The sequence below is a fragment of the Paraburkholderia eburnea genome, assembly GCF_002917095.1.
Lineage (GTDB): Bacteria > Pseudomonadota > Gammaproteobacteria > Burkholderiales > Burkholderiaceae > Paraburkholderia > Paraburkholderia eburnea.
On record NZ_PQGA01000001.1, the window covers coordinates 117,189 to 138,199 of the forward strand.

The 21,011-nt window shown below is 64.5% G+C and carries 20 protein-coding genes; 11 read left to right on the forward strand and 9 right to left on the reverse strand.

Annotated features, from left to right (window positions below; translation table 11 throughout):
- Positions 1–26: 26 nt before the first annotated feature.
- A complete protein-coding gene (locus B0G62_RS00560) occupies positions 27–1,313 on the reverse strand; it encodes a lactonase family protein (RefSeq protein WP_103701520.1) in 1,287 nt (428 codons plus the stop codon).
- A gap of 226 nt (positions 1,314–1,539) precedes the next feature.
- Between B0G62_RS00560 and B0G62_RS00565 the strand changes: the two genes are divergently transcribed.
- From B0G62_RS00565 to B0G62_RS00575, 3 genes are all read left to right on the forward strand, one after another.
- The gene (locus tag B0G62_RS00565) at positions 1,540–1,689 is read left to right on the forward strand and encodes a DUF3096 domain-containing protein (protein WP_103701522.1); all 150 of its coding nucleotides are present in this window, start codon (positions 1,540–1,542) and stop codon (positions 1,687–1,689) included.
- Between the two features lie 236 nt (positions 1,690–1,925).
- Positions 1,926–3,788: a glycoside hydrolase family 15 protein gene (locus B0G62_RS00570; protein WP_103701524.1), complete on the forward strand. Its 1,863-nt coding sequence runs from the start codon at positions 1,926–1,928 to the stop codon at positions 3,786–3,788.
- Positions 3,789–4,142: 354 nt separating this feature from the next.
- Positions 4,143–5,423 (forward strand): polyhydroxyalkanoate depolymerase, encoded by a 1,281-nt coding sequence (locus B0G62_RS00575; RefSeq protein ID WP_103701526.1) that lies wholly within the window; start codon positions 4,143–4,145, stop codon positions 5,421–5,423.
- Between the two features lie 108 nt (positions 5,424–5,531).
- Here B0G62_RS00575 and B0G62_RS00580 read toward each other — a convergent pair whose 3' ends face one another.
- Positions 5,532–6,164: a TetR/AcrR family transcriptional regulator gene (locus tag B0G62_RS00580; RefSeq protein ID WP_103701528.1), complete on the reverse strand. Its 633-nt coding sequence runs from the start codon at positions 6,162–6,164 to the stop codon at positions 5,532–5,534.
- Positions 6,165–6,661: 497 nt separating this feature from the next.
- On the opposite strand from B0G62_RS00580, the gene rsxB reads away from it, so the two are divergent.
- From rsxB to B0G62_RS00595, 3 genes are all read left to right on the forward strand, one after another.
- On the forward strand, positions 6,662–7,522 hold the full coding sequence (gene rsxB / locus B0G62_RS00585) for an electron transport complex subunit RsxB (RefSeq protein WP_167401163.1): 861 nt from the start codon (positions 6,662–6,664) through the stop codon (positions 7,520–7,522).
- Positions 7,523–7,556: 34 nt separating this feature from the next.
- Positions 7,557–8,201, forward strand: coding sequence for an endonuclease III (gene nth, locus B0G62_RS00590; protein ID WP_103701532.1), 645 nt, complete (start codon positions 7,557–7,559; stop codon positions 8,199–8,201).
- Positions 8,202–8,305: 104 nt separating this feature from the next.
- Positions 8,306–8,740 (forward strand): DUF1841 family protein, encoded by a 435-nt coding sequence (locus B0G62_RS00595; RefSeq protein WP_103701534.1) that lies wholly within the window; start codon positions 8,306–8,308, stop codon positions 8,738–8,740.
- Between the two features lie 118 nt (positions 8,741–8,858).
- On the opposite strand, the gene B0G62_RS00600 is transcribed toward B0G62_RS00595, so the two are convergent.
- Positions 8,859–9,287: a c-type cytochrome gene (locus B0G62_RS00600; RefSeq protein WP_103701536.1), complete on the reverse strand. Its 429-nt coding sequence runs from the start codon at positions 9,285–9,287 to the stop codon at positions 8,859–8,861.
- A gap of 22 nt (positions 9,288–9,309) precedes the next feature.
- Positions 9,310–9,675: a c-type cytochrome gene (locus B0G62_RS00605; protein WP_103701538.1), complete on the reverse strand. Its 366-nt coding sequence runs from the start codon at positions 9,673–9,675 to the stop codon at positions 9,310–9,312.
- Positions 9,676–10,146: 471 nt separating this feature from the next.
- Between B0G62_RS00605 and B0G62_RS00610 the strand changes: the two genes are divergently transcribed.
- The 5 genes from B0G62_RS00610 (at position 10,147) to B0G62_RS00630 (ending at position 15,526) form a co-directional block, all read left to right on the forward strand.
- On the forward strand, positions 10,147–10,998 hold the full coding sequence (locus tag B0G62_RS00610; RefSeq protein ID WP_103701540.1) for an AAA family ATPase: 852 nt from the start codon (positions 10,147–10,149) through the stop codon (positions 10,996–10,998).
- A gap of 36 nt (positions 10,999–11,034) precedes the next feature.
- Positions 11,035–12,207 carry a vWA domain-containing protein gene (locus B0G62_RS00615; RefSeq protein ID WP_103701542.1) on the forward strand — a complete coding sequence of 391 codons (1,173 nt, stop codon included), beginning with the start codon at positions 11,035–11,037 and terminating at the stop codon, positions 12,205–12,207.
- Positions 12,208–12,293: 86 nt separating this feature from the next.
- Positions 12,294–13,511, forward strand: a complete 1,218-nt coding sequence (locus tag B0G62_RS00620; RefSeq protein ID WP_103701544.1) for a benzoate/H(+) symporter BenE family transporter — start codon at positions 12,294–12,296, stop codon at positions 13,509–13,511.
- A 290-nt stretch (positions 13,512–13,801) separates the two neighbouring features.
- Positions 13,802–14,761 (forward strand): transaldolase, encoded by a 960-nt coding sequence (gene tal, locus B0G62_RS00625; RefSeq protein ID WP_103701546.1) that lies wholly within the window; start codon positions 13,802–13,804, stop codon positions 14,759–14,761.
- Between the two features lie 327 nt (positions 14,762–15,088).
- Positions 15,089–15,526: a VOC family protein gene (locus B0G62_RS00630; RefSeq protein ID WP_425270993.1), complete on the forward strand. Its 438-nt coding sequence runs from the start codon at positions 15,089–15,091 to the stop codon at positions 15,524–15,526.
- Positions 15,527–15,550: 24 nt separating this feature from the next.
- Here B0G62_RS00630 and B0G62_RS00635 read toward each other — a convergent pair whose 3' ends face one another.
- The 5 genes from B0G62_RS00635 to B0G62_RS00660 all read right to left on the reverse strand — a co-directional run bounded on the left by B0G62_RS00635 (position 15,551) and on the right by B0G62_RS00660 (position 20,999).
- Positions 15,551–16,702, reverse strand: a complete 1,152-nt coding sequence (locus B0G62_RS00635; protein WP_103701548.1) for an FUSC family protein — start codon at positions 16,700–16,702, stop codon at positions 15,551–15,553.
- Between the two features lie 105 nt (positions 16,703–16,807).
- Complete coding sequence (gene mctP, locus B0G62_RS00640) at positions 16,808–18,358, reverse strand: monocarboxylate uptake permease MctP (RefSeq protein WP_103701550.1); 1,551 nt, start codon at positions 18,356–18,358, stop codon at positions 16,808–16,810.
- Positions 18,355–18,594, reverse strand: coding sequence for a DUF3311 domain-containing protein (locus tag B0G62_RS00645; RefSeq protein WP_103701551.1), 240 nt, complete (start codon positions 18,592–18,594; stop codon positions 18,355–18,357). Before B0G62_RS00645 ends, mctP begins: the two co-directional genes overlap by 4 nt.
- 272 nt (positions 18,595–18,866) lie before the next feature.
- Positions 18,867–19,706, reverse strand: coding sequence for a class I SAM-dependent methyltransferase (locus B0G62_RS00650; RefSeq protein WP_407671104.1), 840 nt, complete (start codon positions 19,704–19,706; stop codon positions 18,867–18,869).
- 699 nt (positions 19,707–20,405) lie between these two features.
- A complete protein-coding gene (locus tag B0G62_RS00660; protein WP_103701553.1) occupies positions 20,406–20,999 on the reverse strand; it encodes an energy transducer TonB in 594 nt (197 codons plus the stop codon).
- Positions 21,000–21,011: the final 12 nt, after the last annotated feature.

Below are 21,011 nucleotides of genomic sequence, written 5' to 3' on the forward strand. Positions count from 1 at the left end.
TTTTTTTATGCCACCGACCTTAAGGCTTAAGGCGCCACGAACTTGAAATCGACCGGCGAGCCGATGTCGATCTTCTTCGGATTCGCTTCGAGCAGACCCGTTTCCTGATCGCGGCGGAACACATATGCCGTATCGCTGTTCTGGTTGCCGACGATCAGCCATTGGCCGCTCGGGTCGATCGCGAACTCGCGCGGCGACTTGCCGAGGCTCGCCTGACGGCCCACGCGCTTGAGCTTGCCGCTCGTCTGATCGACCGCGAAGATCGAAATGTCGTTAGCGTCGCCGCGATTGGACACGTAGAGGAACTTGCCGTCCGGCGAGAAGTGCAGCGCCGACCCGCCCACCGCGCCCTTGAAGTCCGGCTCGGCGAGCTTTTCGACCTGCTCCAGCTTCAGGCGGCCGTCGTCATAGCCGAACACGCTGACGGTGGCCGCCAGTTCGCTCGTGAGGTACGCGTGACGGCCATCGTTGCCGAACACGAGATGACGCGGGCCGGTGCCGGACTTCACGTCGGTGTAGCGCCATTCGGCCGGGCTCACGAGGCCGCGCGTGCCGTCCGGCGTGTAGCGGTAGGTCCAGAGCTTGTCGGTGCCCAGATCCTGCGTGAAGAGATAGCGGCCATCGGGCGAGAACACCGTCGAGTGGACGTGCGCGTTGTCCTGGCGTCCCTTGACCGGCCCGCCGCCTTCGTGATGCACGGTCAGCACGGACTGGCCGAGCTTGCCGTCCTGCTCGATGGGCAGCACGGCGAAGCTGCCGCCCGGGTCCGCCGCGACCGAATAGTTGGCGACGAGCAGATATTTGCCGTCCGGCGACAGGCTCAGATAGCACGGATCGTTGCCCTGGGCCGACACCTTGTCGAGGAAGGTGAGCTGGCCGCTCGCGGCGTCGAAGCCGAAGGCGCTCACGTCGCCGCGCACGCTGGCCGGGCCGTTGTCGCCGGGCAGTTCGTTCACGGCATAGACGAAACGCTTGTCGCGGCTCACCACCAGATACGACGGATTCACCGTCTTCGCGACGCTCACCTGTTGCGCGTCGCCCGTCTTCGAGTCGAAGCGGTAGACGTAGAGGCCTTCGCTCTTGCCGCCCGTGTAGGTGCCGACGATCAGGTCGTAGACACCGTTGCCCGCGACATCGGCGTTCGCACCGGTTTGCGCGAACGCCTGGGGAGCGGCAACGGACGCGGCGACTGAAGCCATGACGGCAATACCCTTGATGATCTGATGGATGATTCCGCGCTTCGGGATGCGCGGCGCGCGTGGCTTGCGCGTCTGAATGGGCACGGCGATTGCGGCTGCATGGCCTTGAAACATGTCGACCTCCTTTCTTCTTGTCGAGCCTGGAGTTGATCGGCGGCGCGCAATATCGCGTCTCAGGGCTGACGAAACACGAAAGCCGGACGACGCCGATTGCGCGAGCACCAATCTTATGAGGGTTGGAAGCGCAGTATACGAGAGGTTGCCCGCCATCGCGCTGCCAGCGCGCAGCAAGCGCTGCAGCAAGCCACTCGCGAACGACCTCGCCTAACAAGGAGTGAAGATGAACATCCATGTCGCCATCGGCCCGCTTGTCGCGCTCATCGCCGGCATTCTGATTCTCGTCGTGCCGCGCCTGCTCAACTACATCGTTGCGCTCTATCTCATCATCATCGGGATCATCGGCCTGTTCGGTACGGGCGGGCATTTCTGAATTTCTGAGCGCGGTTCACGCGCCGCCATCCGTTGATGCCCGTCCATCGTTCATCTTGAGCGCGCCCTGAGCGGCGCGCCGCGCCCGCTGCCGCAGCCCTCTTTTGCGTGTGCCCGCGAGCGGTACGCCGCAAAACTCGTTGCGCATTCGACCTCACAGCCACTACTCTTGTCCGAAGCGCAGTCGCAGTACCCCAACGTACCAACCGCACCACGCAAGCCGTCAATCCGCTTACCATGCCCGCACTCATCGAAGACTATGCATTGATCGGCGACGGCCACACCGCCGCGCTCGTGTCCCGCGAAGGTTCCATCGACTGGCTCTGCTGGCCGCGTTTCGACTCCGGCGCCTGCTTCGCGGCGCTGCTCGGCACCGAGAAAAACGGCCACTGGCAAATCGCCCCCGCGCCCGCCGCCGACGGCACGCCCGCTCAGATCAAATCCACGCGCCGCTATCGCGGCGAAACGCTGATCCTCGAAACCGATTTCGAAACGCCCGAGGGCGCCGTCACGCTGATCGACTTCATGCCGCCCGGCAATGGCTGGACCGAACTCGTGCGCCTCGTGGTGGGCCGTCGCGGCACGGTGCGCATGCAATGCGAGTTCGTGCTGCGCTTCGACTATGGATTTTCCGTGCCGTGGGTGAGCCGTCTGACCTATGAGAGCGGCATCAAGGCCACGGTCGGCCCGGACACCATCGTGTTGCGCACGCCCGTCGATCTCCAGGGCGAGAACATGCGCACCGTCGCCGAATTCGACGTCAAGGAAGGCGAGCGCGTGCCCTTTTCGATGGCCTACGCGCCCTCGCATCTGCGTCTGCCGCCGCCGCGCGATCCGTTCACGGCGCTCGCGCGCACCGAGAACTTCTGGGAAGAATGGGCCGCGCGCGGCACCGTCGAGGGCCGCTGGGCCGCGCCGATCCGCCGCTCGCTCATCACGCTCAAGGCGCTGGCCTACGAGCCGACCGGCGGCATCGTCGCCGCGCCCACCACTTCGCTCCCCGAGCAACTGGGCGGCACGCGCAACTGGGACTACCGCTACTGCTGGCTGCGCGACGCCACCATCACCCTGCTCGCCATGATGCGCGGCGGCTACTACGACGAAGCGCGCGCATGGCGCGCCTGGCTTGGCCGCGTGATGGCGGGCTCGCCCTCGCAATTGCAGATCATGTATGGCATCGCGGGCGAACGGCGCCTGCCCGAGATCGAACTCGACTGGCTGCCGGGCTATGAAAACTCCAGACCCGTGCGCGTGGGCAACAACGCGGTCGGGCAATTGCAGCTCGACGTTTATGGCGAAGTGATGAACGCGCTGCACCTCGCGCGCGTGGGCGGCCTGCAGGCCGACGACACCGCATGGTCGATCCAGTGCGCGATGCTCGAACACCTCGAAACGATCTGGACCGAGCCGGACGAAGGCATCTGGGAAACGCGCGGCGGGCGCCAGCACTTCACGTTTTCGAAGGTGATGGCGTGGGTCGCGTTCGACCGCTGCGTGCGCTCGGCCGAAAAATTCGATCTGCCCGGCCCGCTCGAACACTGGCGCGAACTGCGCGACACCATCCACGCGCAGATCTGCGAGCGCAGCTTCAACCAGGAGTTGAATTCTTTCACGCAGATCTACGGCGGCACCGATCTCGACGCGAGCCTGCTGCTCATGCCGCTGGTGGGCTTTCTGCCCGCCGACGACCCGCGCATCGCGGGCACGGTCGCGGCCATCGAGCGCGATCTGATGTGTGAAGGTTTTGTGATGCGCTACCGCACCACCGACTTCAACGACGGCCTGCCGCCCGGCGAAGGCACGTTCCTCGCCTGCAGCTTCTGGATGGTCGATAACCTCGCGCTCCAGGGCCGCATGGACGATGCGCGCAAAATGTACGAACGCCTGCTCGCGCTCGCCAACGACGTCGGTTTGCTGGCCGAGGAATACGACCCGATCGAAGGCCGTCTTGTGGGAAATTTCCCACAGGCCTTCTCGCACGTCGCACTCGTTCATACGGGTTTGAACCTGATGCGCCACGAGCAGGAAATGGCCAGCGAAACCGGCCATCCCGAGGGCGTCCCGCCGATGGAAGCCGATATCGCGGCTGCGGCGTCATAGTCAGGATGGCGCGAAGTCAGGATCGCGAAGGAGTCAACGTACGAATACGCCGACACGTTTGTAAGAGGTGCGATAAACTTGGCATGTTGCGTTGCACAACGTTCTGGGGTCCGATAGGATGGTCCGCAGGTCGTGCGGCCTGTCATGTGGCTTGCCACGGCCCCAGTCCGGCACGACCGCGGCGCACCGTTGATTTTTCGCTCAAGCGGCGCTATGCGCAGCCGATATATAGCCTGTCTGACAGTATGACTGAAGCCTGATTCAAGGCCTGACCGATCAACATGCGGGCCGACTCCTCGCTGCGTCTTTCCGGCGCGACCAGGATTCGATCCGGCCCCTGATGCTGGAGCATCCATGCTCTACCAAATTCGCGAATACCAGCGCGCATTGCTTAGCCCACTTACCGCGTGGGCCCAGGCTGCTTCCAAGTCGTTCACCAATCCGTCGAGCCCGTTCTCGCTCGTGCCGGGCGCCTCGCGTCTGGCCGCCGGCTACGAACTGCTCTACCGGCTTGGCAAGGACTACGAAAAGCCCGAGTTCAACATCAAGCAGATCGAAAAGGATGGCCACCACATCCCGATCGTCGAACAGACGATCGTCGAAAAGCCGTTCTGCCGTCTGCTGCGCTTCAAGCGCTACGCCGACGATACCGCCGCCGTCGCCGCGCTCAAGGACGAGCCCTCGGTGCTGGTGTGCGCGCCGCTGTCCGGTCACCATTCGACGCTGCTGCGCGACACCGTGCGCACGCTGCTGCAGGACCACAAGGTCTATATCACCGACTGGATCGACGCGCGCATGGTGCCGCTCGAAGAAGGCGCGTTTCATCTGGACGACTACGTTGCGTACATCCAGGAATTCATCCGCCACATCGGTGCGAAGAATCTCCATGTGCTGTCGGTCTGCCAGCCGACGGTGCCGGTGCTCGCGGCCATTTCGCTGATGGCGAGCCGCGGCGAGCCCACCCCGCTCACCATGACGATGATGGGCGGCCCGATCGATGCGCGCCGCAGCCCCACGGCCGTGAACTCGCTGGCGACCGAGCACTCGCTCGAATGGTTTGCGAACAACGTGATCCATCCGGTGCCGGCCAACTATCCGGGCGAAGGCCGCGAGGTCTATCCGGGCTTCCTGCAGCACGCGGGTTTTGTCGCGATGAATCCGGGCCGTCACACCACGGCGCACTGGGACTTCTACAAGAGCCTGCTGCGCGGCGACGAAGAGGACGCCGAAGCACATCGTCAGTTCTACGACGAATACAACGCGGTGCTCGACATGGCCGCCGAGTATTACCTGGAAACGATCCGCACGGTGTTCCAGGACTTCAGCCTCGCCGAAGGCACCTGGGACGTCGCGGGCGAGCGGGTGCGGCCGCAGGACATCCGCGACACGGCGCTCTTCACGATCGAAGGCGAACTCGACGATATTTCGGGCTCCGGACAGACGCGCGCCGCGCACGACCTGTGCGCGAGCATCCCCGAAAAGGACAAGCACCATCTGACCGCGGAAAAGTGCGGCCACTACGGTATTTTCTCGGGCCGCCGCTGGCGCACCATCATCTATCCGCAGTTGCGCGACTTCATCCGCCAGCATCAGCCGCAGGCGAAACAGCCGGCCAAGGAAAGCGCTGTCGTCTGAGCCTGGCGGGATCGTCCCGCGCGACCCTGTGCAAACGCCGCGCCTCATGCCAATGAGGGTGCGGCGTTTTTCTTTGGCAATGTGCCTTCGAGAATGCCCGGGCGCGGCTTATTTGCGCATCAGGAACGCAAGCAGCATGTCGGTGTTGAGCTGGATGATTTCGGCGCGCTCCGTGGTCGTGCTGAAGTCGCGGCCCAGCGTGGCGTTGAGCGTGTAGCGGTTCGACACGATGTAATAGCCCATGCCCGACAGCGTCACGTACAGGCGCAACGGATCGATGTTCGAGCGGAACAGCCCCGCCGCTTCGCCGCGCGACAGGATGCTGCCGAGCGTGGCGACGATCGGCGACACCATCTCGTGGATGCGCGTGGACTTGAGCATGTAGCGCGCTTCGTGCAGGTTCTCGTTGTTCACGAGCCGCAACAGTTCGGGATGGTCGCGGTAGTAATCCCAGACGAAGTGCGCGAGCCGCGTGATGGCCTCGACGGGCGCGAGACCCGCGAGATCGAGCGCGCGCTCGGCCTCGTTGAGTGCGCCGAAGGCATGCTCCAGCACCGCGGTGAACAATTGCTCCTTGCTGCCGAAGTAGTAATAGAGCATGCGCTCGTTGGTCTCGGCGCGTCGCGCGATCTGATCGACGCGGGCACCGAACAGGCCGCCGCCTGCGAACTCTTCGGCCGCTGCGAGCAGGATGCGACGGCGTGTGCCTTCAGGATCTCTTTTGATTTTCGGCTGATTCATGGTGGCAGGATCGCTCGATAGGCGCGCGGGTTCCCGCTGGGCACTGCCGGGTCTCTCCAAAAAACCCATGTAGCGGCAGCGTTTCACGGGGCGCGCCAGGTTAATGGACTGACACCCTTCGTTTTTCGATCTTCGTTTGTTTTCGTTCGTTTCTTTATTCGCAGGCCGCCCGGAGCCCTCGTGCAGCGCTGCGTGTCTGACGCCGTCCTGCAATGCCCGATCCGCTTGCCCTGCGCGCGAAGCCGTGCCGCGTGGGCCGGACATTCGGACGGGTTGAACATTCGAATTAAGCGCTTTGATTATGGCACATGCCCGTGCGATGGCAATGCGGGAAATCGGCGATAATGCCGGCTTTGGCGCCGCACGCGCGCAGCGCCTGCCCGACCGCCCCCGCTTGCCTGCCCGTACCTGTTTGTGCCCGCTTGTACCTGCTTGTACCTGCTTGTACCCGTTTGTGCCCGCCTGAACTCCACCGGGCCAGCGTAGAAATTGCGACCGTGAACGATTCCAAGACACTCGCAGATCGCATCGAAGATCTGCTGCCCCAGACCCAATGCACCAAGTGCGGCTACGACGGCTGCCGGCCCTACGCCGAAGCCGTCGCCGCCGGCGCCGCGAACTACAACCAGTGCCCGCCCGGCGGCGCCGAAGGCGTCGCGCGCCTCGCGCATCTGCTCGGCAAGCCCGTCATTCCGATCAATCCGGATAACGGCGTCGAGCGCGCCCGCCCCGTCGCGTTCATCGACGAGCAGGTGTGCATCGGCTGTACGTTGTGCATGCAGGCCTGTCCGGTCGATGCGATCGTCGGCGCGCCCAAGCAGATGCACACCATCGTCACGGACCTCTGCACGGGCTGCGACCTGTGCGTGGCGCCCTGCCCGGTGGACTGCATCGCGATGATCCCCGTGACCGGCGCGGCAACCGGCTGGGACGCCTGGACGCAGCAGCAGGCCGACGAGGCGCGTCTGCGCCACGACCGCCACCAGGCCCGCCTGGCCGCCGAGCGCGACGCCGCCGAAGCCCGCGCCGCCGCCCGTCGCGCAGCCGCCGCTGCGCCTGCGGCCACGCCGCCCGCGGCCGCAACGCCGGACGTAGGCGCCCCTGCCGCAGCCCCCGTCGACGACGCCCAGGCGAAGAAGAAAGCCATCATCCAGGCCGCGCTGGAACGCGCGCGCCAGAAGAAGGCAGAGCTGGCCGCGCGCGGCGAAGGCCCTCGCAACACCGATCACGTGAGCGCCGACGTGCAGGCGCAGATCGATGCCGCCGAAGCGCGCCGCAAACGTCTCGGCATGGCCGCGAAATCCGATACGGACGAGGCAGCCCCGGACGCCCCGAAAAACGACGACAAGCCCGCATAAAAAACCCACGGCCCCCGCCCCCACCGCAAGAGCCATGAACGCCACCAAGCGCCGCGCCATCTACGAAACGCTGCAAAGCCTCAATCCGCATCCCACGACCGAGCTGGAGTTTTCGACGCCGTTCGAACTCCTGATCGCCGTGCTGCTGTCCGCGCAGGCCACCGACGTATCGGTGAACAAGGCCATGCGCAAGATGTTTCCGGTCGCGAACACGCCGGAAACGGTGCTCGCGCTGGGCGAGGAAGGCGTGGCCGATTACATCAAGACGATCGGCCTGTACCGCACCAAGGCGAAGAACGTGATCGCCACCTGCAAGATCCTGGTCGAGCAGTACGGCAGCGAAGTCCCGCAGACGCGCGAGGCGCTCGAAGGCTTGCCGGGCGTGGGCCGCAAGACGGCGAACGTGGTGCTCAACACGGCCTTCGGTCATCCGACCATCGCCGTCGATACGCACATTTTCCGCGTTGCCAACCGTACGGGACTCGCGCCGGGCAAGGACGTGAAGGCCGTCGAAATCGCGCTGGAAAAATTCACGCCGAAGGAGTTCCTGCAGGACGCACACCACTGGCTGATCCTGCATGGGCGCTACGTCTGCAAGGCGCGCCGCCCGGAATGCTGGCATTGCGTGATCGAGCCGCTCTGCGAATTCAAGCCGAAAACGCCGCCTCCCGAACTCTGACAGCGCACTCGCGCCCGGCGACGTAGAATGGGCCTTCCGAGCGCCGACGCCCTTTCGAGCGGTTTCTGGCCCCCAGTACAGATCCCATCACCCCACGATTCACGATGTTCAATCCCAGCCGCGACGAAGTCCGCCGCTTTTTCACCGAGACCTGGCGCAAGCAGCGCGCAGGCGAAATCCTCACGCCCCTGGAAGCGATCGCCGCCGACTGGATCGTCGAGCATCCCGAGTACCACGCGGAACTCGCCGACGCCGATCAGGCCGCCGTGCAGGACTACTCGCCCGAGCGCGGCCAGAGCAACCCTTTCCTGCATCTGTCGATGCATCTGGCGATCAGCGAACAGTTGTCGATCGACCAGCCGCCGGGCATCCGCGCGGCGCATGACCGGCTCGCGTCGCGCATGGGTTCCACGCACGACGCGCAGCACGCGATCATGGAGTGCCTGGGCGAAACGATCTGGGAAGCGCAGCGCACCAACACGCCACCCGACACTGATGCCTATCTGCAGCGCATCGAGCGCCGCGCCACACGCGACTGAGCGCCACCGGGCGCAGCGCACGCGCGCGGCACCATAAAAACACCCCGCCTGCGGCGCCCGAAAGCGCGCCTCACGCGGGGTGTTTTCGTATCCGCGCCTCATGCGGCGCGCATCAAACTCACTTCTTGTCGATCAGATCGCCCTTGAGCGATTCGATATACGCGGCGAGATCCTTCATGTCGCTTTGCGACAGGCTCTGGACCTGCGCCTGCATGATCGGATTGCTGCGGCCGAGATGCGGGTTGCCGTTGCCCATCTGGTACTGGCGCAGCGCCCAGTAGATGTAGTCGGCATGTTGGCCGGCGAGCTTCGGATACTCCGGGCTGACCGGCTTGTTCAGGTTCACGCCGTGGCAGGCCGCGCAGTTGTGGCTGTCGGCGAGCACCTTGCCGTTGGATGCATCGGCGGCGTGCGCGGGCTGCAGCGCGAGCGTCGCGGCCAGCGCGGCGGCGCCTGACGCCAGCACGGCGGCCTTGAACAGCGAGTCACGGGTGTAGGCGCGCGCACCGGCACGCACGGCCGGGGCCGTATAGGAGGGCTTGTTCATGGATTCTCGTCTCCCGTGCCGGTTACTTCTCGGGGTTGTTTTTGGACGTGGCCGTCTGCGACGCGTAATAAGCCGCGATATCGGCGATATCCTGCTCGGTCAGCGTGGTCGCGATGGCGTGCATCGTTTCGAAGTGGCGATCGCCCTTCTTGTAGCCGTGCAGCGCGTTCTGGATGTACTGCGCGTTCTGGCCGCCCAGGATGGGCACGTGGTAGACCTCGGGATAGGCGGTGCGGTAGTCGGGAATACCATGACAGCCGATACACATCGCAACCTTGCCTTGACCTGCTTTCGCGTCGCCCACGACATCCGCGTGTGCCGTGGCCGCGAAGCCCGCCAGCACGGTTACAGCGCCGAGCATGACGTGCCTGCCGACAATTTTTTTCATAGCATCCAACCTGGCTTGAGGGGATTCGAACGCCCGAACCGCAGGCCACGACCTGCGCCGCATTACTGCTGTTTTACTTTTGGGTCGCCGTGCAGGCCGAAAAAAATCGGTCTGAGTATACCGCGACGCCGCGCCGCCCGTCCACGGGGCTGCCGCACGCCGCGCGCCCGCTCAGGCCCGCCAGACGGGGCTTGAGCGTTATGCGGGCGGCCTTTGCGGCAGGTCGTGCGGGTCATCCCTGATGCGCTGCACGCGACAGGCGCGCAAGGCGCAACGCTCGCTCGACTATCGATACGAAATCGATGCGCGGGCGACAAAATCCTGGCGGTTCGGTCCGGAAACACTGGTGACGCGGTGCTCACGGGGTAGCCAATGAGTACCGCATCGGGCGCAGCCAACGATACGCGAGCGCCTCCTGATGCAACACCCCATCTGACTTATACTGGGATTTTTTTCAGCGAGCGGTTCATCATGCGCGCCACGCGTTTCGAAGGCTCTTCGCAGTACGTCGCCACCGACGATCTCAAGCTCGCGGTCAACGCCGCCATTACCCTCAAGCGCCCGCTCCTCATCAAGGGCGAGCCCGGCACCGGCAAGACCATGCTGGCCGAGGAAGTGGCCGCCGCGCTGGACATGCCGTTGATGCAATGGCACATCAAGTCCACCACCAAGGCGCAGCAAGGTCTCTACGAATACGACGCGGTCTCGCGCCTGCGCGACTCGCAGCTCGGCGACGAGCGCGTGAAGGACATCCGCAACTACATCGTCAAGGGCGTGTTGTGGCAGGCCTTCGAATCGGAGCAGCAAAGCGTGCTGCTGATCGACGAGATCGACAAGGCCGACATCGAATTCCCCAACGACCTGCTGCGCGAACTCGACCGCATGGAGTTCTACGTCTACGAGACGCGCGAGATCATCAAGGCGAAGCAGCGCCCGCTCGTCATCATCACCTCGAACAACGAGAAGGAACTGCCTGACGCCTTCCTGCGCCGCTGCTTCTTCCACTACATCAGCTTTCCCGATCCGGCCACGATGCAGCGCATCGTCGAAGTCCACTATCCGGGCATTCGAAAAGAGCTGCTCAACGCGGCGATGGAAAGCTTCTTCGAACTGCGTAACGTCGCGGGCCTGAAGAAAAAACCTTCGACGTCCGAACTGCTCGACTGGCTCAAGCTGCTGCTCGCCGAAGACATTCCGCCCGAGGCGCTGCGCGCCGTGGACGGTTCGAAGTCGATGCCGCCGCTCGCGGGTGCGCTGCTGAAGAACGAACAGGACATGACACTGTTCGAGCGGCTCATCTACATGAACCGTCACAACCGCTAAGCCGCGCAAAGCAGGCACGACGCCCGGAGAACCCGCATGCTGATCGACTTCTTCTACACGCTGCGCGACGCGAAGCTGCCGGTCTCCGTGAAGGAGTACCTCACGCTCGTGGAAGCGCTCAAGGAGCGCGTGATCGCGCCGTCGCTGGACGACTTCTACTACCTCGCGCGCATGACGCTCGTGAAGGACGAACAGTATTTCGACCGCTTCGATCAGGCCTTCGGCGCGTATTTTCGCGGCATCGAGGCGAAGTCCGCGCAGGCCTTCGAAATTCCCGAGGACTGGCTCAAGAAAAAGCTCGAACGCGATTTCACCCCCGAGCAACGCGCGCAGATCGAGGCGATGGGCGGTCTCGACAAGCTCATGGAGCGCCTGAAGGAACTGTTCGAGGAGCAAAAGGAGCGCCACGAGGGCGGCAGCAAGTGGATCGGCACGGGCGGCACCTCGCCGTTCGGCAACGGCGGCTATAACCCGGAAGGCATCCGCATCGGCGGCGAAGGCGGCCAGCGCAGCGCCGTGAAGGTCTGGGACGCGCGCGCCTATCGCGACTACGACGATCAACTGGAAATCGGCACGCGCAACATCAAGGTGGCGTTGCGCCGCCTGCGCCGCTTCGCGCGCGAAGGCGCCGCCGAAGAACTCGATCTCAACGACACGATCCGCAGCACCGCCGCGAACGCGGGCTGGCTCGATCTCAAGATGGTGCCGGAGCGCCACAACAACGTGAAAGTGCTGATGCTGCTCGACGTGGGCGGCTCGATGGACGATCACATCCGGCGCACGGAAGAACTGTTTTCGGCGGCCAAGGCCGAGTTCAAGCATCTGGAGTTCTACTACTTCCACAACTGCGTCTACGACTACCTGTGGAAGAACAACCGCCGCCGCCACGCGGAGCGCACGCCCACGTGGGATCTGCTGCACAAGTTCACGCCCGACTACAAGCTCATCTTCGTGGGCGACGCGACCATGAGTCCCTACGAAGTGCTGCAGCCGGGCGGCTCGGTCGAGTACAACAATCCGGAAGCGGGCGCCGTCTGGCTGCGGCGTCTGGCCGATCAGTTCCCGCATTTCGCGTGGCTCAATCCCGAGCCCGAACGGCTATGGGAATACCGCCAGTCGGTGTCGGTGATTCGCGAAATCCTCGGGCACCGCATGTATCCGCTCACCGTCGCCGGGCTGGAAACGGCCATGCGCGTGCTGAGCAAATAAACCCTTCAAGCCCCTTCACGCCGCATCAAGCTACCAGACCGTTCGACCATACGGTTGCGCGCACAACGACAATCAGGAGTTTCAGCATGACCGCGCCTTCATCCCCCGATCTGCCGGCGAACTTCCGGGCGGGACCGCTGCGGCCTTTCGCCGATACGTCGGTCGCCACGATCGTGGCCGGTTTCGTCGCGATGATGACGGGCTACACCAGTTCGCTGGTGCTGATGTTTCAGGCCGGCCAGGCCGCGCATCTCACCGACGCGCAGATTTCCTCGTGGATCTGGGCGCTGTCGATCGGCATGGCGGTGACCACCATCGGCCTGTCGCTGTGGTTCCGCGCGCCCACCGTGGTGGCGTGGTCCACGCCCGGCGCGGCGCTGCTCATCAGCTCGCTGCCGCACGTGCCCTATGCCGAGGCCATCGGCGCTTATATCGTCTGCGCCCTGCTGCTCACCGCCGTGGGCCTCACGGGCTGGTTCGACACGCTCATGAAGCGCATTCCCGCCGGCATCGCGGCGGCGCTGCTCGCGGGCATCCTGTTCGAGATCGGCATCGAGATCTTTCACGCCGCCCAGGTGCAGACGCCACTCGTGCTCACCATGTTCTTCGCCTACCTGCTGATGAAGCGTTTCGTGCCGCGCTATGCGATCGTCGGCACGCTGATCGTGGGCATCGCGGCGGCGGCGGCGCTTGGCCTGCTCGACTTCAGCCACTTCCGCGTGGCCGTGGCGAGACCCGTTTTCACGATGCCCGCGTTCTCGGTTCAGGCGATCGTGAGCATCGGCATTCCGCTGTTTGTCGTGGCGATGGCCTCGCAGAACGTGCCCGGTATCGCCGTGATCCGCGCCGACGGCTACGACACGCCCTCCTCGCCGCTGATCGCCACCACGGGCCTCGCCTCGCTCGTGCTCGCGCCGTTCGGCTCGCACGGCATCAACCTCGCCGCGATCACGGCGGCGATCTGCACCGGCCCGCACGCACACGAGGACCGCAGCAAGCGCTATATGGCGGCGGTCTGGTGCGGCATCTTCTATCTGATCGCAGGCATCTTCGGCGCGACCATCGCGGCGCTGTTCGCGGCGTTCCCGCAGGCGCTGGTGGTGTCGATCGCGGCGCTGGCGCTGTTCGGCTCGATCATGAGCGGCCTCACTAACGCGATGCAGAACCCCAAGGAGCGCGAGGCGGCGCTCGTGACCTTCATGGTGACGGCCTCGGGCCTCACGCTGCTGTCGATCGGCGCGGCGTTCTGGGGGCTGGTCGCGGGCGTGCTCACGCAGTTCGTGCTCAACGCGCGGCGTGCGTGAAGGCCGCATCGACGGCAAATGGCAAGCCATGGCACCCAATTTGCGCCGAATTCCGTTCGGAACGCCCGCGTCATCGCACCGCCTGCCGATCCGCCATAAAATGACGTAGTGAACCGCGACGGTCCGCCGAACCTGCTGCATCGGCGCGGCATCGCCCTTTCGCGTACAGGCGCGCGTACCAGCACATCGCGTTTTAGCGTTTCGCCCTGCGCCGCCCGAGCCAGCCGTTCGGGCACGCAGGCCGTTCAACTTTCCCCGACGCCGGCGCGAATGCGCCCACAAGGCCAGACATGACTACCGCACTCGATCAGCTCAAGCAGTACACCACCGTCGTCGCCGATACGGGCGACTTCCAGCAATTCGTCCAGTACAAGCCGCAGGACGCGACCACCAACCCGTCGCTGATCCTCAAGGCCGTGCAGAAGGCGGAATATCGTCCGCTGCTCGAAAAAACCGTGCGCGATCACGCGAGCGAATCGGTCGAAGCGATCATCGACCATCTGCTGATCGCTTTCGGCACCGAAATCCTCAAGATCATCCCGGGCCGCGTGTCGACCGAAGTCGATGCGCGTCTGTCGTTCGACACGAAGAAGTCGATCGACAAGGCCCATCACATCATCGATCTCTACAAGCAGGCCGGCATTGGCAAGGAGCGCGTGCTCATCAAGCTCGCCTCGACGTGGGAAGGCATCCGCGCCGCCGAAGTGCTGCAGAAGGAAGGCATCCACTGCAACATGACGCTGCTGTTCTCGCTCGCGCAGGCCGCGGCGTGCGCCGAAGCGGGCGCGCAACTGATCTCGCCGTTCGTCGGCCGCATCTACGACTGGTACAAGAAGGCCAAGGGCGCGGACTGGGACGACGCGAAGGACGGCGGCGCCAACGATCCGGGCGTGCAGTCGGTGCGCAAGATCTACGCGTACTACAAGAAGTTCGGCTACAAGACCGAGGTGATGGGCGCGAGCTTCCGCAACACGAGCCAGATCGTCGAACTCGCGGGCTGCGACCTGCTCACGATCAGCCCGGATCTGCTGCAAAAGCTGCATGACAGCAGCGAAAAGATCGAGCGCAAGCTGTCGGCCGAAGCGTTCAAGAACGCGCAGATCGAGCGCGTGGCCGTGGACGAGGCCTCGTTCCGCTTCCAGCTCAACGAAGACGCGATGGCGACCGAAAAGCTCGCCGAAGGCATCCGCGCTTTCGCCGCCGACGCGGTCAAGCTCGACAAGATCGTCGAGGAACTGCGCGCGAAGTAAGCGCTCAGTTAAATTCTCCGTTAAGCCCAGGTTAGTGGGCTAGCGACAGGCAAAGGGCCGTTCCATTCGACATGGGCGGCCCTTTTTGCATCGCTCTTCGGGGGCGCGGGCGTCGGCAATCTCCATTCCAGTCTGCGCTCTCGCAAACCCTGGCGACACGCGCCCCTGAAGCGTGTACGCGCACGCCTAGAATCAGGGCAGCGGCCCAGCGAGCCGCGCGAATCCGCTCCCCGATGTCGGGCGCCGTTACCCCACAGACGCGCACCGACGCGCCGCGCACACGAACGCGGCTCAAGGCAGCGGCCTACCCTGCAGTCGGCAAGGAAGATGACGATGCAAATCCAGCCCTATCTGTTCTACAACGGCACCTGCGAGGAAGCGATCGCGTTCTATCGCGAAGCGCTCGGCGCCACGGAGCTGTTCAAGATGCGCTTCAAGGAAGGTCCGCCCGATCCGCAGCGCCCGCTGCCGCCCGAACTGGCCGACAAGATCATGCACGCGACGATCCAGGTCGGCGACGCGCAACTGATGATGTCCGACGGCGGGTGCATGACGCATCACGACACGTTCACAGGCTTCAGCGTCTCGCTCACGGCGCCCGACGCCGCCACGGCGCAGCGCTACTTCGATGCGCTCTCCAGCGGCGCGCAAATCGGCATGCCGTTCCAGAAGACCTTCTGGTCGCCCGGCTTCGGCATGTTGACCGACAAGTTCGGCGTGCCGTGGATGGTCACCGCGCCGCCGCTCGAAAACCCCTCGCCTTAAGGGCTAAGGCGCCGTTCGCGCGCGTCACACCATGCGGTGCAGATGCGCGCGCTCGATGTTCCATCTCGGTTCGGTTTCGAGGAGCAAGGCACGCAGTTGCCCCACCTGCTCCTCGAAACGCTGTTCGAGCCAGTACGGTCCCTGCATTTCCGGTGCGAGCGGTGCGGCGGTCGTAGGCGCGCGCTCGTCGTCCGCGGCGCCGCGCGAGTCGAGCGGGCCCGAGCGCAACGCCCGCGCCGCCGCCTCCGGATGACGCCCGCCGCCAAAACGCAGCGAGCGCGCCGTCGCCAGCAGCGCCTCGCGCACGCTCGCGCTGCGCTGCGCAAAAGCCATCCGCACGAGTTGCTGCTCGTAGTGGCCGAGTCCCGTCGACATCATCTCCAGCGAACTGAGTAGCGAGCGATGCAGCCGCTGCACCTGTTCGAGCCGCGCCACCGGCACGTCGATCTCCTTCGCCACCGAAGGCATCAGCGCGCGCAACTGCACGAGGCGTGTGTTGAGGCGGCGAAACTGCTCGACCTGGATTTCGGCATCGACGTGCGCGCCACCGACGATCTGTGCATACACGCGCGCGCATTCGCGCAGATTGTCGGCGAGGCGATAACGCCACGAATACGTGGCATGCAGCGGCAACGCGAACGAGAACGCCAGCGCGATCACAATGCCGATCATCACATTGAGCGTGCGCCACAGACCCGTATCAATGAGGTTGTCGCCGTGACCGGCGACGATGCACATCGTAATGGCCGTGAGCAGCGCCACATAACCCGGCTTGCCGATCGCGTAATAGCTGCACACCGCCGCGACCACCGACATCAGCGAATACGTGAGCCATGTCGAACCCGTCACGGCCTGCACGACGATCAGCGTCAGCCCGATCAATGCGCCGAGCAGCGTGCCCAGCGCCCGCTCGGTCGCCTTCTTGCGGATGTTGCCGTGATGCTGAAGGCCGCCGATCACCACGAGCAACGTGACCGACGACCAGATGCCGTGCGGAATGTCGATGCCCGTGGTGGCAAGAATCGACACGAGCATCGCCAGGCCCACGCGCACGGCATGGATGACGGCGGCGTTGCGATAGCGATAGAACGGCGAGGTGAGCGCACGCCAGACGCGCGCCGCCCGCGAGCGTCGACGCACGGGACGAGGCTGGAAACCGGATTCGGATAAGGCCATGGCGCAAAGAAAGTGTCCGTTACGCCGAACATCGTGCACCAGAAAAACAAAAGCCCGCAACCGTGACGTTGCGGGCTTTCGCTGCGTGGACCGCGAGCAGCCGTATCAGCTTTCGAGCACGTCCAGATAATCCTCGGGACGCGTGCGATCGTGCCCCTTCTGCATACCGAACAGATGGACCAGCGCGGAGATCACCACCGACACCACCAGGTTCACGATCAGCGACCACACCGCAGCATAGCCCGGCACATCCATGCCGAACAGATGCACGACGAAGATCGAACCCTTCAGGTGCAGCGAAATCGCCATCCACGTCCCCGTGGCGATGCCCACCGCCCAGCCGATCAGCAGGCCGCGCCAGTCGAGCATACGCGTGTACAGGCCGAGCACGATGGCGGGCAGCGTCTGGATGATCCAGATGCCGCCGAGCAGCTGCAACTGGATCGCGTAGGTCAGCGGCAGGCCCAGGATGAACGCCACCGCCCCCACCTTCACGATCAGCGAAACCATCTTGGCGATATTGGTCTCCTGCTCGTGCGTCATGTTGCGGTTGACGAACTCCTTGTGGATGTTGCGCGTGTAGAGATTGGCCGCCGCGATCGACATGATCGCCGCGGGCACCAGCGCGCCGATGCCGATGGCCGCGAACGCCACGCCCACGAACCACGACGGGAAGAAGTGCAGGAACAGCGCCGGCACCGCGAAACTCGGACCGAAGGCTTTGAAGTACGGCGCGTACTGCGGCATGTCCTTCACGCCCGAGGCGAGCGCCATGTAACCGAGCAGCGCCAGCAGGCCCAGCAAGAGCGAGTACGCGGGCAGCATCGCCATATTGCGGCGGATGGTGTTGCCCGACGACGACGACAGAATCGCCGTGACCGAGTGCGGATAGAGGAACAGCGCGAGCGCCGACCCCACCGCGAGCGTCGCGTAAGCGCTATAGCCGTTCAGGCTCGACGCATCGGGTGCCTTGAGCAGCAGCTTGGCCGGCGGCACGGAGGCGAAGATATGCCCGAAGCCGCCCATCTGCGCCGGAATCACGATGATGGCCACGGCGATCGTGACGTAGATCAGCACGTCCTTCACCACCGCGATCATGGCCGGCGCGCGCAGGCCCGAAGTGTAGGTGTAGGCCGCGAGAATCGCGAACGCGATGATGAGCGGCAGATCGCCGACGAAGCCGGTCGTATCGAAACCCAGCGCGCCGATCACCACTTCGATCCCCACCAGTTGCAGCGCGATGTAAGGCATGGTCGCGACGATGCCCGTCACCGCGATCGCCAGCGCGAGCATGCGGCTGCCGTAGCGTGCGCTCACGAAGTCGGCGGAGGTCACGTACTGATGACGCTTGGCGATGGCCCAGAGCTTGGGGAACACCACGAAGGCGAACGGATAGATCAGGATCGTGTACGGCAGCGCGAAAAAGCCCGTCGCGCCCGCGCCGAACACCAGCGCCGGCACCGCCACGAAGGTGTACGCGGTATAGAGGTCGCCGCCCAGCAGGAACCAGGTGACGATGGTGCCGAAGCGCCGGCCGCCCAGGCCCCACTCTTCCAGATGGCCGAGATCGCCCTTACGCCAGTGCGCAGCCAGAAAGCCGACGATCGTCACGCCGACGAAGAACAGGATAAAGACGAAGGTTGCGGTGGCATTCATCGCGCGCCTCCCGTCTTGCCGCCCTTGGAGCGGTCCTTGGTCTTGAAGTAGACGAGCGCGGTGATGAGGGCGCTGATCAGCACCCAAAGGAGCTGATACCAGTAGAAGTACGGAAAGTCCCACAACGTGGGTTCGACCTTGTTGTACGACGGCACCCAGATCATGGCGATCCAGGGCAAGAGCAACAGCCAGAGCCAGTGCTTGCTGGCCTTTGCGGCGTCGGCGTCGTGAGCCATGACGTCTCCTCCTCGCGACTTATGTTGTTATGCGGCCTCATTAGGGCCGGTGCAGGCCCGCGAGCGCGTGCCTCGCAAGCTCCCCGAAAGCGCTGAAAAGCCTACCGACGCCGTGACGGCGGGTCAACCGGGGCCGACCCCAACCGGGTTTCAACGTTTCGGATCAGAAACTGTCAGCTCTCCCAAAGCACGGCTGTGCAACATGACGAAAAAAAACCGGCCCCGTGTGAGCGGGGCCGGTTTTGCACAGCTTGCGGAGCGCTAAATGAGCGTCAGATGGCGAACGTCGCGCCTTCCTTGCCGATTTCCTTGCACGCTGCGCGCAGCGCCTTGACCCACTGGTTCGCGGGCAGGCCGAGCCGGGTTTCGAGCAGACGCGCGCGCTTGTCGAGCGCCGTCCAGCTCACGTCGAGCGCCGGGCCCGAGAACGCCAGCGCGATGCGGTTGCCGTCGTGCACTTCGGGCAGCGCGATCACGCGGCCGTCGAAAGCTTCCTTCAGGCGCTTCATGTTGCGCACGTAGCTCGGGTGATCGCCGAACAGGTTGATGGTCGCCACGCCCGCATCCGTGAGACACGCGCGCACGGCGCGGTAGAACGCGACGCTGTCGAGCACCGGACCGCGTGCGGTCGCATCGTAGACGTCGATCTGCAGCGCACCGATCGTGCCGTGGTTCGCGCGGTCCTGCACGAAATCCCACGCGTCGAGTTCGCGAACGCTCAGACGCGCGTCATCGTGCGGCAGTTCGAACATCGTGCGTGCGGCGACTACAACGGCCGGGTTCAGTTCGATCGCCTCGACCTTCGCCGGACGCAGATAGCGGTGCGCGAACTTGGTCAGCGCCGCGGCGCCCAGACCCAGTTGCACGATGCGCGCGGGCGTGGCGAGGAACAGCAGCCAGGCCATCATCTGCTGCGCGTATTCGAGTTCGATGTGTTGCGGCTTAGAAAGACGCATCGCACCCTGCACCCATTCGGTACCGAAATGCAGGTAACGCACGCCGCCCTCTTCCGAGAACGTGACCGGCGCGAAACGCGGCTTGCGCGGCGCGTCGATGACGGGTGCATTGTCGAGATCGTCGTCAGCGGCGGCGCGGCGGCTGCGCTTCGTCATCTTTTCGACCTTCGGCGCCGACTCGGCCTGGGCTGCCTTCACAGCCTTCACAGCCTTCGCGGTCTTCGCGGTCTTCGCGGTCTTCGCGGTCTTCGCGGTCTTCGCGGTCTTCGCGCTCACGCGCTTTGCGCGTGCTGGCGTGGCCGGAGCGGCTTCCTTAGCCACGTCATTAGTCACGTCCTTAGCGGCTTCTTTCACGACTTCCGCTGCTGCCGGCTTTGCAACCTTCTTCGCCGCCGGTTTTGCAGCGGGCTTCGCTGCAGCCTTGCTCGCGCGCTGGGCTGTCGACTTGACTGCGGCCTTGACCACGGGCGCCGCTGCCGGTGCGTCGGCTTGCGCTTCGGCTTGTGCGGCAACCGGCGCGATCGCTTCGACCTGGGCAGCCGGGACCGCCTGTTCGGGCGCGGCGGCCTCGGCGGTCGTCGTGGCAGGCGTCTTGTTGAATGCGCGCGCCTCGGCCGAAGCGCGCTTGATGAGAGTCGTCATGTGAAGATGTCTTGCTTGTGAGGAGCAGGTGCAGATGCGCGTTTTGCACTCGATTCGCGCTGCGTTTTACGGTGTTGTTCAGCCGCGGGAAACCCATGCGATCGGAACGCATCTGCGCGGGCGAACGAGAGCATAGCATTCGTCGCGCATCGACCTCGTTTTTCAAGACACAAACGCACGCACCCAAGCACTCACAAACGCACTCGTTTGCATTCAATCGCACTCGCTTACGCCGTGCGCGGTGTTGCAGTTCTTCACGCGCCAATGCGTTTCGTCGCTGAGGCCCGCGCCGGCATTCGTGCCGCCGATTGCCGGCATACCGCCTTGCAAGATGAGCGGATTCACGCGCACCGGATGGAAACGCATGTCGATACGCGTGAGATGCAAGGCGAGCGGCGCGGGAGGCAATGGCGAAGCCGCATCGATTGCGCGCTGGACGTCCTCGTCGTATTCATCGTTGCCGCTCGAATGCAGCAGCTTCACGGAGACGACCGAGCCGTCACTGGCGAAACGGATCGACACCACGGCCTCGGTGTCGAGCGGCACCTTCTTCGGATTCGACAGCATATTGCCGCCCAACTTGCAGTTGACGTAACGCCGCCACTGCCAAGAACTCAGCGTCGATTCGGTGGGCGGCGCGAAACCCGGCGTCGCGACCGCGTTCAGACAGCGGCTCATGACCTGCTCGGGTGTCGGACGAACGTGCGGCCCGGCGGATGTCGGGTCGTCGGACGCGCAGCCGCCCAGCGTAAACATCAAGGCAAACAGAAAGGGAAAAACGATCAGGAGCCGGTGGTTCTTTTTCATTGTGGTCTCGTG